Consider the following 11,246-nt stretch of genomic DNA (forward strand, 5'->3'; position numbering starts at 1 on the left):
GCGCGGACCGCCGGATGCGCGTCAGGGCGCGAGCGCAGAGGTGAGCGCGGGCTCGTCGCGGCAGCCGCCGAGCACGCGCGCGATCCCGTCGCGTTCCGGCGGGGTGACCCACAGGCCGTAGGCGGCCTTCACCGACACGATGCGGGCCACGTAGTCGCAGCGGAAGGACTTCTGCGGCGGCAACCAGGTGGCGGCGTCGCCGTCGCCCTTCGACGAGTTCGCGGCACCGTCGACCGCGAGCAGGTTGAGCGGGTCGTTCGCGAGCAGCACCCGCTCGTCCTCCGTGAGTCGCTGCGCTCCCGTCTGCCACGCATTCGACAGGGCGACCACGTGGTCGATCTGCACCTCCGCCGACGTCGCCTGTCCACGTATGAACCGGATGCGGTCGCCGGTGAAGGGATCGTCGAGGGTTCCGCTCAGCACCCGGCATGTGCCGTCGACGGTCGTCGCGGTGAGGTCGCGGGCGAGGATGTCGTTGCGGGTGTCGCAGCCGTTGCGATCGACGTCGAGCCACGCCTCGCCGAAACGCTCCTCGCGGTCGTACCCGGTCTTCGGCGCGCGTCCCTTCACCGGAAGCGTGTCGAGGAGCGCGAGCGCGGTGCCGTCCGCGGCGTCGGTGCGGCCGGATGCCGGTGGCGCGGGCTGCTGATCGCCGAGCGTGGGCAGTGCGGCGACGAGCGCGATCGCGGCCGCCGCGATCAGCACGAGCAGCACCCATCCGGAGCGTCCGCCGCGACGTCGGCGGAGGCGCGGAATTCGGCGGGGCACCGCGCTACTCTGCCGCGCGGAGACCGCGGATGGTCGTCGCCACTCCGGGTCGCGCGGCTGTGCAAGTCCACCGCGGCGCACGGAACGCCCTGCTCCGAGAGCCGGTCGGCTAACCTGAGAACATACCGAACGGCCGCGATCGACGCTGCCCCGCATCCGCGGCCACCGGTGACGACCGACGGCGATCGGAGCGAGATGACCTCGACCAGTACGAACGGCACGGTAGTCCAGCGCAACAACGTGCGCGTGCACGGCAATCCCGACGGGCGGCCGATGCTGTTCGCCCACGGTTTCGGCTGCAGCCAGGAGATGTGGCGCGCCGTCGCACCCGCCTTCACCGACGAGTACCGAGTGGTGCTCTTCGACGCGGTCGGATCCGGCGCCTCCGATGTGTCGGCCTACGATCCCGGCAAGTACGACTCGCTGCACGGGTACGCGCAGGACGTGCTCGAGATCATCGAAGAGCTCGACCTGCACGACGTGATCTACGTCGGGCACTCCGTCAGCGCCATGGTCGGCGTGCTCGCCGCGAACCGTGACCCGTCCCGCTTCGGGGCGCTCGTGCTCGTCGGACCGTCGCCCCGCTACGTGAACGAGCCGGGCTACGTCGGCGGGTTCGAGCAGCCCGACATCGACGGGTTGCTCGACGCGCTCGACTCGAACTACCTCGGCTGGTCGGCGACGATGGCGCCGGTCATCATGGGCAACGCCGATCGACCGGAACTCGGCGAAGAGCTGACCGAGAGCTTCTGCACCGTCGACCCGGAGATCGCGCGGCACTTCGCCCGCGTCACGTTCCTCTCCGACAACCGGCGCGATCTCGCCGAGGTCGTAACGCCGACCGTGATCCTGCAGACCTCCAACGACGTCATCGCTCCGGAGGAGGTCGGCCGGTACGTGCACGAGCACATCCGCGGCAGCGAATTCGTGATGCTCGACGCGAGCGGCCACTGCCCGAACATCTCCGCCCCGGATGAGGTCGTGAGCGCGATCCGGTCGTTCCTGCGGTGACCGACGGCATCGAGGGAACGGAACCGGCCGAGGATCTCGTCGAGCTGTACGAGGGGGCCCCGTGCGGGCTGCTCTCGACCACGCCCGACGGCGTGATCACCCGCGTCAACTCGACCTTCGCCGGATGGCTCGGCCGGTCCGCCGCCGACCTGCACGGGGTCGCATTCCGCGACCTGCTCACGACGGCCGGCCAGCTCTTCTACGAGACCCGGTATGCGCCGGTGCTGAACCTCTCGGGGGAGGTGCGGGAGGTGGCGCTCACCGCGCGTCGCGATTCGGGGGAGCTGCCGATCCTCGCGAACGCGGTGCTCGTGCGCGACGCCGCCGGTGCTCCCGTGAGCGTGCGGGTCGCGGTCTTCGACGCGTCGGAACGGCAGGACTACGAACGCCGCCTGCTCGCCGCCCAGCGCACCGCCGCCGCGTCCGAGGCGCGGGTCCGTGCCCTGCAGGAGGCCTCGAGCGCGTTCAGCGCCGCGCACTCCGAGCGCGATCTCGCCCGCGCCCTCGCATCCGCGACGAGGACGGCCCTCGTGGCCACCCGCGCGATCGTGCTGCTGCTCGACGACGACGGCGTGCTGCGTGCCCAGGACGAAGCGGATGCGGTGCTCGGCGACGCGCTCGCACCGCTCGCCTCCGAAGCGCTGCACGACGGCACCGTGATCACGCTCGCCGACCTCGACGACGCGGCCGCCGCATCCGCCGACCTTTCGCTCGCATTCCGCGACGCCCGGCTCGAGGCGGTGAGCATCGCTCCGCTGCACGACGACGGGGCGCCGCTCGGCGCGGTCGTCGGGCTGTTCGCGCGGGCGCGCCGCATCGACGCCGAGGTCACCGAACTGCACGCCACCCTCGCCCGGCAGGCGGCTCAGGTCTTCGTGCGCTTGCGCCTGCAAGGCGAGCTCGAATACCGGGCGCTGCACGACCAGCTCACCGGTCTGCCCAACCGCAAACTGCTGCAGGAGAGACTCGACAGCGTGCTCGCCGGCGCCCGACGGCGCGGCCGGCCGGTCGCGGTCATCTTCCTCGACCTCGACGGGTTCAAACGGATCAACGACGAACTCGGTCACCGGATGGGCGATGCCGTGCTGAGCGAAGTGGCCTCCCGGCTCGCGTGCGCGGTGCGCCGCGAAGACGTGGTCGGGCGATACGGGGGCGACGAGTTCGTCGTGGTCTGCGAAGACACCGAATCGACCGGCGCGGGAATCGTCGCGGAGCGCCTCCGCTCCGAAGTGGCGCGTCCGCTCGAGTCGGTGCCGAGCGGGTACCCTGTGACGGCGAGCATCGGCCTGGCCGTCTGGATGCCCACCGAACCCGAGCCGCCCACCCCCGATGTTGCCCTGCGCGCGGCCGATGAGGCGATGTACGCGTCGAAGCGGGCCGGGCGGGATCGGGTCACGCTCGTCGCATTGTGACGCGCCGCGTCGAGCGCGGCACTAGCCTGGTCACCGGAGCTGGTGCCGATCGAAGGGGACGCGTTGGGGACCCTCACATACGATTCGGCCGTCACGGTCACCTTCGACGACCGGATGCTCGCGCATCTGCAGGTCGTGGTCTGGGCGAAGTTGCGGCGCGGCGAGCAGTTCTCGTTCACGTGGGCCGAGGGACAGCCGGCCGAGCATCGGCGCACCTCGGTCTGGATCGCGCCGTCGATCCCGCTCGCCTTCCGCTACGACGGCATCGACGTGCCCGAGATCGACCAGCGCTGGATCGACGCCCTCATGCGGGCCGCCAATTCGGCCGGCGGCCTCCGGCCGCTGCCTCAACCGGAGGCGGAACGGTGACCCCCGCACCTCAGCGGAGGCCGGGCACATGGGCGTACTGACTTACGGAGTCGGCGCGCCGGAGATCGACATCGAAGACCGGACGCTCGCACACCTGCAGTTCGTGATCGCCATGAAGCTGCGCCGCAACGAGCAGTTCCTGCTGACGTGGGAGCACGGCATGGAGCGCGGAGGCGGTCGCAGCGCGGTCTGGATCAGCCCTTCCATCCCCGTGCACTTCCGCTACTCGGGCAGCAAGCAGCCCCGGCTCAACCGGGCGTGGCTCGAGGCGCTCATGGAGGCGGCGAACGGTCCGACCGGACTGCACCACGTGCCGGAACCGGCGGGACCGCCCGTGCCGCCTCGCCCCTTGCTCTGAATCGACCCGGGCCGGCCGAAGGTGCGCCGGGTCCCGGGGCGACGGGGTTTAGGCTCGGGATGACGTTCGAGCGGGAGGCCCCCACGTGAAGATCAACCGGCTGACGGTCGACGGCAAGGACTACTTCCTCCCGGATCCCGTGACGGAGCTCCGAGCGCAGATCCTCGAGGCGGTGCGCGCCGGCGGCGGTTACGTCAACATCCCACCGCTGCGTGGCGGGCCCGGCATCGACATCCTGTTCTCGCCGGGCATGCCGGTCACCTGGACGCAGATCGACGTGGGCGGCGAGAACGCCGAGCCGACGGCCTCGCAGGCGCAGTCCTATGAGGACCCGTACGACGGTCTGTGACCCGCTGACCGCGGCACCTGTCAGACGGGTTCGACGCCGCCGAGCACGCTCGACTGCGCATCGAGCAGGGCGATCGTCTCGGCCTCCCCGCGCGCTTCGCCGAACAGGTAGCCCTGTCCCCGATCGCACCCGAGGCGGCGCAGCCGCTCGACCTGGGCCCGTGTCTCGACCCCTTCGGCGACGGTGCGCAGCCCCTGGTGGCGCCCGAACCGCACGAGGGCGGCGAGCCGTCGCGCATCGGTGAACGCACCGGAGAGCAGCGAGCGGTCGATCTTCACCTCGGTGGTCGGCAGACGCCGCACCCGGGCTCGGGAGGCGTGGCCGACGCCGAGGTCGTCGACCGAGATGCCGACCCCCTCGTTCCGCAACCGTTCGAGCCGTTCGATGCCCGCGGAGTCGATGAGGCGGGATTCGGTCAGCTCGAGCGTGAGCAGCTGCGCGGGGAAGTCGCTCTCCGCGAGACGATCGAGCACGTCGTCGACGAAGCGGTCATCGTAGAGCTGCACCGCGGAGACGTTGACCGAGATCTGCAGGCGGTGCCCACGCGAGGCGATGCGGCGCCCGAACGCGGTCGCGTCATGCAGCATCGCGCGCCCGAGAACGTCGATGGCGTCCGACCCTTCGGCGAGCCGGATGAACTCGAAGGGCAGCACCTTGCCCCGCTCGGGGTGATGCCAACGGCTGAGCGCCTCGAGCCCGACGATGCGGCCCGATTGCAGATCGACCTGCGGCTGGTAGTACGCGACCACCTCGCCCCGCTCCAGTGCACCGCGCAGCTCGGCGACCCGCTCGTCATGGTGGGTCATGGGGCCTCCTCGTGCGACGAATGCCGCGAGACCATTCCAGGGCATCCGCCGCCGCTGGTCCAGCGGGCGACAGGATCCCGGGCGATCGTTATACTCCGGCCGCCCGCTCACCAGTCGGGTCGGTGCTTGATGCGCGAACTCGACTGCACGTGGTGCTCCCACGCGATCGCCGCCGCCCGTTCGAACGATCGGGTGTAGCCGATCAGACGCCGCTCCTCGCCGCGCACCGCCCACGTCACCGCGCGGAACCACACCTCGCGCGACGGACCGAACTCGAGCCGGCGGATCACCGCGATCGGCTCGACGGGCCAGCCGTTGCGCAGCTCCCACTCCGACGGCTGCGCGATGCGCGCCGGATGCCAGTCGACCATGGTGCTCCTGAGGGATGGAGGAGCAGCCCGGCCGCTGCGGCTCGATGCTACGAGACCGGCACCGACATCCGTCCGCGCGTGCCTGTCGCCCGGCGCCGCTGGTAGTTCGCCAGGGGTCGTCGACGGAGCGGATCGGCGTGCCTAGCCTCGGAGCATGAGTGCGAACGCCCACACCGATCCCACCGCGAGCCTCGGCAACGACGCGGCCTCGCGATGAGCGGCGTGCTGCACCTGGTGCTCCTCGGATGGAAGCCGACGACATCGGAGAGCGACCGAGCCGAGGTGGTCGACGGAGTCCGTGGCCTGCCGGATCGGATCCCCGGCATCCGCGCGCTGCACGAAGGACCGAGTGTGAGCCCCGAGGGCCTCGAGCAGGGGCACGACTACGCCTTCGCGATGATGTTCGAGTCGACCGCGGCTCGGGACGCGTACCTGCCGCATCCGGCGCACCTCGAGGTCGCGAGCCGCATCCAGGCGGCCGCGGACCGCGTGACGGTCTTCGACCTGGACGCCGGGGACGAGTCGGTCGTGCTCGGCTCCGCCGAGTGAACGCCGCGCGGTCCCTCCAGCGGGACGAACGGCCCTAGGGGTCCGCCCCGAGTCGACGTATCTTCGACTGTCCCGCGTCGGACGGGACCGGAAGGGCCGTGGATGGCACAGCTCGCGCGCGAGCGCATCGTGGTGGGCATCGGTGAAGCGCCGTCCGACGAGGCGGCTCTGCACTGGGTCGCCGCCCGGGCCACCCGTCGGCCGGTCGCGGTGACGCTCGTGATGACCGCCGACCTGCGGTTCGCGGACTACGAAGCGGTGTGCGCCGAGCTCGAGGTCGCCGAACGCGTGATCACCGAGCGCTCGCCCGGAACTCCGACGCGCGGCGTGTTCGTCGATGGGCCCGCCGACTCCCCGCTGGTGAAGGCGGCAGAAGAGGCGGACCTGCTCGTGCTGGCGGCGCACCCGGCGACGGTGGCGACCCGTCCGCCGGTGCCGCTCGGGTCCGCGGCCGACGCCTCCCGCGTGACCGTCCTCGTGCCGTCAGCGTGGAGCGAGGCGACCGGTCCGGTGATCGTCGGCATCGACGGGGACGACACGACTGCCGCCGCCCTCGCGGTGGCCGAGCGGGAGGCCGCCGCCGTGGGCGCCTCGGTGCAGACCCTCGAGCGGGAGTCGACCGCCGCGCCGGTGCCGCTCCCCGTGCTCGTCGATGACGCCCTCGCAGCGGAGCCGGCCGACGGGGTCCTCGCGGCGGCGACCGCCGGGGGACCGATCGACGTCGCCGACGCGTTCGCGACGGAGGGAGCAGCGGACTTCGTTGCCGCGCTCGTGGGCGACGGAGCGTCCACCGAGTCGGCCCCCACGGATGCTCCGATCCCGGTCGACCGAGCGGTGCGGCCGACCCTCGTCGTGGTCGGCGCCGGTCATCGGGCGCTCGTCACGGGCACGCTCACGTCGCCGGACGGCGACGAGCTGCTGACGGATCACACCCCGCTCGCGATCGTGCGCTGACCGATCCGGCAGCGGACATCCCGCGGCCTCAGCGCACGATGAGCGTCGGTGCGTTGAGGTTGAGCAGCACGTCGTGCAGCACCGTGCCGAGCACCGCGTCGCCGGACGAATCGCTGCCCTGGCCGACCACGAGCAGTGCCCGGCTGCGCGCCGCATCCAGGAGAGCGTCTGCGGGGAGGCGCGTGCTCGTGCGCGACTGTATCTCGATGCCCGGCGCGGTGGCACGGGCCGTCGCCGCCGCGACCGCGAGGGTGTCGCCGTGCGTGGTCCCCGCGTGCACGAGCAGAAGAGGCGCGACGAGCTCGTGTGCGCGCCGGGCGGCCGCCTCGGCCACCGCGGTCGCGGTGGGTCCGCCGTCGATGCCGGCGACGACACCCACCCGGGAGCGCACGTCGAGGTCGGGCACCACCGCGAGGGACGTTCGGGTGTGCAGAGCGATGCGTGCCGCGAACGAGCCGGTCACCCGACCGTGCAGGTACCCGGTCTTGTGGCTGCCGATCACGAGTACGTCGTCGCCGGACCCGCGCGTGGCCAAGGTGCGCCAGACGGGTCCGCCGAGCAGCTCCTCGTGCACCGCGAGTCCCGGGTGCGCCGCCCGCGCTTCCCGTGCCGCGTCGGCGAGCGCGGAGGCACCGCGGGCGCGATCGGGCGCGACGGTGGGGTCGTTCACGTGCACCAGGGTCACCTGCCCGCCGTCGATCGACGCGATCCGACACGCCCACCCGACGGCTCTCCGACTCGGCGCCGACCCATCGACGCCGACGATGTACGCGCCGCTCATCCACCCTCCGCCTCAAGGCTGCCGAGAGCATCCGGCTTGCGAACGGGACCAAGGTCCCGCGAAGGTAGTATCCGACGCGGACCGAAAGGGGTGACATGACGGAGGAGCCGGCGCCGATCGTCTTCCCCGACGCGCCCCGATCGCAGCTCGAACGCACGATCGAGGAGCTCGTCGACCGCGCACAAGCGGTGCTGCGCACCCAGGGCCGGTTGCGCTCGCTCCTGCAGGCGACGCGCACCGTCGTCGATGATCTCGAGCTCGAGGGCGTGCTGCGACGACTCGTCGAAGCTGCCGCGCGCCTCGTCGACGCGGAATACGGCGCCGTCGCGGTGATCGGCGCGGATGCGCGACTGCAGCGCTTCGTCGAGATGGACGACCGGGGCGCCCATGCGTGGGGTCGCACGCTTCTCGGTGACGGCATGGCGGGCTCCGTGGTGACCGCGGGCCCGATGCGGGTCGAGCGACTCGCGGACTACCTCCCCGACAGCGATCTGCCTGACGAGCTGCGCGACATCGCCTTCCTCGCCGTGCCCATCCGGGTGCGCGGCGAGCAGTTCGGGCAGCTGTTCCTCACCGCTCACTCGGGACAACGCTTCACGGAGGAGGACGAGGAACTCGCCGGGGCGCTCGTCGCCACGGCCTCCATCGCCATCGAGAACGCGAACCTCTTCGAGGAGGCGCGTCGGCGCGAACGCTGGACCGCGGCGATCGCCGAGACGACGGCGGCGCTCCTCGCGAACGACACCGGCACCGACGGGCTCGACGTCATCGCCGACAGCGTCGCCTCGCTCGTCGATGCGCGGCTCGTGTGCATCGTCGAGTCGGTCGGTGACGGGTCGGAGCTGCGGATCCGCGTCGCGCGCGGCGACGGCGCGGAGACCATCGTGGGCAACGTCTATCCGGCCGAGGGATCGCTCGTCGGGCGCGCCCTCGAGAGCGGAGCGGCCGCCTACACCGATGGTGCAGAGAGCGGCGCGATCGCCGACTGGCAGCCCGCCTTCGGCCCCACCTACGCGGTGCCGCTCACCGCATCCGACACGCGACTCGGCGTGCTGACCATCACGCGCCCCGTCGGCGGGCCGGGCTTGTCGGACACCGAACTCGAGATGGCGCACGAGTTCGCGGTGCAGGCGAGTGTCGCGCTCGAGGTCGCCCGCGGACGCATCGACCGGCGCCGATTGGAACTCGCGGAAGACCGGGCGCGCATCGCCCGCGACCTGCACGACCACGTCATCCAGCGGCTGTTCGCCACGGGACTCTCGCTCGGCGCCCTCGCCTCGGCCGTGCCGGACCAGATGCGGCCGCAGCTCGACGAGCAGGTCGACTCGATCGACGCGGTCATCCGGCAGATCCGCACCGCCGTCTTCGCACTGAACTCCGACACCGGCGGCAACGCGGGCACACTCCGCCACCGCCTGCTCGACGTCATCTTCGAGCACACGCCGACCCTGGACTCCACTCCGCGCCTGTCGTTCCACGGTCCCATCGACGTCATGGTCGATGCTGAGGTCAGCGACGACGTGCTCGCCGTGGTGCGGGAGTCGCTGTCGAACATCGCCCGCCACGCGCAGGCGAACGCGAGTTCGGTGGAGGTCAGTGTGGCGGACGGATGGCTCACGGTGAATATCGATGACGACGGCCGTGGGCCGGGGGACAGTGACCGGCGCAGCGGCCTCGCGAACCTCGACGACCGCGCCCGTCAGCGCGGTGGCACCTACGCGATCGCGCCGCGTGATGGCGGCGGCACGCACGTCGAGTGGCGCGTCCCGCTCGGAGAGTACGCGTGATCCGGGTCTTCCTCGCCGACGATCACGAGATCGTGCGCCGGGGCATCGCCCAGCTCGTCGACGCGGAAGAGGACTTCGAGGTCGTCGGTGAGGCCGGCACGGTGCGCGACGCCCTCGCCCGCATCGCCGCGACGAATCCCGATGTGGCGGTGCTCGACGTGCGCCTGCCGGACGGCAGCGGCATCGAGCTGTGTCGCCAGGTGCGTTCGTCGTATCCGGAGACCCGGTGCGTCATCCTCACCGCGTACGACGACGACGAAGCGAGCTATGCCGCGGTCATGGCCGGCGCGAGCGGCTACCTCATCAAGGACGTGCGCAGCGGCAGCCTGATCGAGGGCATCCGCCGCGTCGCTCGCGGCGAGAACCTGCTGCCCGCGGCGGTCTCGGCCCGGGTGAGCGAGGGGCTGCGCCGACCGAACCTGCCGGCGGCGCCCGAACTGTCGCTGCGCGAGCGGCAGGTGCTGGGCCTCATCGCCGACGGACACACCAACCGTCAGATCGGCGAACAGCTCGGCATCGCCGAGAAGACCGTCAAGAACTACGTCTCCGGGCTGCTCGCGAAGCTCGGAATGGAGCGCCGCACCCAGGCCGCAGTGTACGGCGCGGACCTGCGCAAGCAGCCGTAATACGGCGTCATGCGGGCGGCGTAACAATCGCGCGGACCGCCGGGTGCTCTGCGAGCATCGTCGCGTGCTCGACTCACTCCCTACTCTCGACTTCTCCCGACTGCGCGCCGGCGGCGCCGAAGCGGACGCCTTCCGCCGCGACCTGCGCCGCGTGACCCACGAGGTCGGCTTCTTCTATCTGACCGGCCACGGGGTCGACCCGCAGCTCACCGCGGACCTGCTCGCCGCATCCCGCCGCTTCTTCGAGCTGCCGGAGGCCGACAAGCTCGCGATCGAGAACGTGCTCAGCCCGCAGTTCCGCGGCTACACGCGCGTCGGCGGTGAGCTCACCCGCGGGAAGGTCGACTGGCGCGAGCAGATCGACGTCGGCGAGGAGCGTGAGACGGTCGCCGCGGGCGACGGCGTGCCCGACTACCAGCGACTCGAGGGACCCAACCTGTGGCCGGATGCGCTGCCGGAGCTGCGTCCGCTCGTCGAGCGCTGGATGGCCGAGCTCAAGCGGGTGTCGCTCGAGCTCATGCGCAGTTGGGCCGAGTCGCTCGGATCCCCCCGGGATGCTTTCGACGAGGCGTTCGCCGACCACCCCTTCCCGATGCTCAAGATCGTGCGCTACCCGGGCCGCGAGGAGGGTCCGAAGGCGCAGGGCGTGGGGGCGCACCGCGACGGCGGCGTGCTGACGCTGCTGCTCGTCGAGCGCGGCAAGGGCGGTCTGCAGGTCGAGCACGAGGGCGAGTGGATCGACGCGCCGGCCGTGCCCGACGCATTCGTCGTCAACATCGGCGAGATGCTCGAACTCGCGACCGGCGGGTATCTCAAGGCCACGCTGCATCGGGTCGTCTCGCCGGCCGCGGGCGACGACCGCATCTCGATCCCGTTCTTCTTCAACCCGGCGCTCGACGCCCGGATGCCGCAGCTCGACCTGCCCGCGGACCTCGCCGCCGAGGTGCGCGGGGTCTCCGCCGACCCCGACGACAACCCCATCCTCGAGACCTACGGCGACAACGCGCTGCGCTACCGCCTGCGCGCCCACCCCAACGTCGCCGAGGTGCACCACACCGATCTGCTCGCCCGCCGCTGAGCGCACGGACGAGGGGAGTGCTCCCCA

Annotated in this window: 14 protein-coding genes; 10 read left to right on the forward strand and 4 right to left on the reverse strand. The window is 71.6% G+C overall.

Annotation, left to right across the window (positions count from 1 at the left end):
* Positions 1-21: 21 nt before the first annotated feature.
* Positions 22-768, reverse strand: coding sequence for an HNH endonuclease family protein (locus CLV46_RS01885; protein WP_245866432.1), 747 nt, complete (start codon positions 766-768; stop codon positions 22-24).
* Positions 769-963: 195 nt separating this feature from the next.
* Here CLV46_RS01885 and CLV46_RS01890 point away from each other — a divergent pair, with 195 nt between their 5' ends.
* The 5 genes from CLV46_RS01890 (at position 964) to CLV46_RS01910 (ending at position 4,267) form a co-directional block, all read left to right on the forward strand.
* A complete protein-coding gene (locus tag CLV46_RS01890; RefSeq protein WP_100365826.1) occupies positions 964-1,779 on the forward strand; it encodes an alpha/beta fold hydrolase in 816 nt (271 codons plus the stop codon).
* Positions 1,776-3,191, forward strand: a complete 1,416-nt coding sequence (locus tag CLV46_RS01895) for a sensor domain-containing diguanylate cyclase (RefSeq protein WP_100363229.1) — start codon at positions 1,776-1,778, stop codon at positions 3,189-3,191. The genes CLV46_RS01890 and CLV46_RS01895 overlap by 4 nt, the downstream gene beginning before the upstream one ends.
* Positions 3,192-3,254: 63 nt before the next feature.
* Complete coding sequence (locus tag CLV46_RS01900; protein ID WP_100365827.1) at positions 3,255-3,560, forward strand: DUF7882 family protein; 306 nt, start codon at positions 3,255-3,257, stop codon at positions 3,558-3,560.
* 28 nt (positions 3,561-3,588) lie between these two features.
* Positions 3,589-3,918: a DUF7882 family protein gene (locus tag CLV46_RS01905; protein WP_100363230.1), complete on the forward strand. Its 330-nt coding sequence runs from the start codon at positions 3,589-3,591 to the stop codon at positions 3,916-3,918.
* Between the two features lie 85 nt (positions 3,919-4,003).
* Positions 4,004-4,267: a hypothetical protein gene (locus tag CLV46_RS01910; protein ID WP_100363231.1), complete on the forward strand. Its 264-nt coding sequence runs from the start codon at positions 4,004-4,006 to the stop codon at positions 4,265-4,267.
* Positions 4,268-4,287: 20 nt separating this feature from the next.
* Here the strand turns inward: CLV46_RS01910 and CLV46_RS16595 are convergent, their stop codons facing one another.
* Together CLV46_RS16595 and CLV46_RS16600 are read right to left on the reverse strand one after the other, a co-directional pair.
* A complete protein-coding gene (locus CLV46_RS16595) occupies positions 4,288-5,073 on the reverse strand; it encodes an EAL domain-containing protein (protein WP_157802190.1) in 786 nt (261 codons plus the stop codon).
* 107 nt (positions 5,074-5,180) lie between these two features.
* Positions 5,181-5,444: a hypothetical protein gene (locus tag CLV46_RS16600; RefSeq protein WP_157802191.1), complete on the reverse strand. Its 264-nt coding sequence runs from the start codon at positions 5,442-5,444 to the stop codon at positions 5,181-5,183.
* A gap of 213 nt (positions 5,445-5,657) precedes the next feature.
* On the opposite strand from CLV46_RS16600, the gene CLV46_RS01920 reads away from it, so the two are divergent.
* Positions 5,658-5,993, forward strand: a complete 336-nt coding sequence (locus CLV46_RS01920; protein WP_100363232.1) for a Dabb family protein — start codon at positions 5,658-5,660, stop codon at positions 5,991-5,993.
* 102 nt (positions 5,994-6,095) lie between these two features.
* Positions 6,096-6,947, forward strand: a complete 852-nt coding sequence (locus CLV46_RS01925) for a serine/threonine-protein kinase (RefSeq protein WP_100363233.1) — start codon at positions 6,096-6,098, stop codon at positions 6,945-6,947.
* A 28-nt stretch (positions 6,948-6,975) separates the two neighbouring features.
* On the opposite strand, the gene CLV46_RS01930 is transcribed toward CLV46_RS01925, so the two are convergent.
* Positions 6,976-7,728: a universal stress protein gene (locus CLV46_RS01930; protein WP_100363234.1), complete on the reverse strand. Its 753-nt coding sequence runs from the start codon at positions 7,726-7,728 to the stop codon at positions 6,976-6,978.
* A 95-nt stretch (positions 7,729-7,823) separates the two neighbouring features.
* Here CLV46_RS01930 and CLV46_RS01935 point away from each other — a divergent pair, with 95 nt between their 5' ends.
* The 3 genes from CLV46_RS01935 to CLV46_RS01945 all read left to right on the forward strand — a co-directional run bounded on the left by CLV46_RS01935 (position 7,824) and on the right by CLV46_RS01945 (position 11,219).
* On the forward strand, positions 7,824-9,515 hold the full coding sequence (locus CLV46_RS01935) for a sensor histidine kinase (protein ID WP_100363235.1): 1,692 nt from the start codon (positions 7,824-7,826) through the stop codon (positions 9,513-9,515).
* On the forward strand, positions 9,512-10,141 hold the full coding sequence (locus CLV46_RS01940) for a response regulator (protein WP_100363236.1): 630 nt from the start codon (positions 9,512-9,514) through the stop codon (positions 10,139-10,141). Before CLV46_RS01935 ends, CLV46_RS01940 begins: the two co-directional genes overlap by 4 nt.
* Before the next feature lie 64 nt (positions 10,142-10,205).
* A complete protein-coding gene (locus CLV46_RS01945; protein WP_100365829.1) occupies positions 10,206-11,219 on the forward strand; it encodes an isopenicillin N synthase family dioxygenase in 1,014 nt (337 codons plus the stop codon).
* Positions 11,220-11,246 lie beyond the last annotated feature (27 nt).

Origin of the sequence: Diaminobutyricimonas aerilata, assembly GCF_002797715.1 — a bacterium.
Lineage (GTDB): Bacteria > Actinomycetota > Actinomycetes > Actinomycetales > Microbacteriaceae > Diaminobutyricimonas > Diaminobutyricimonas aerilata.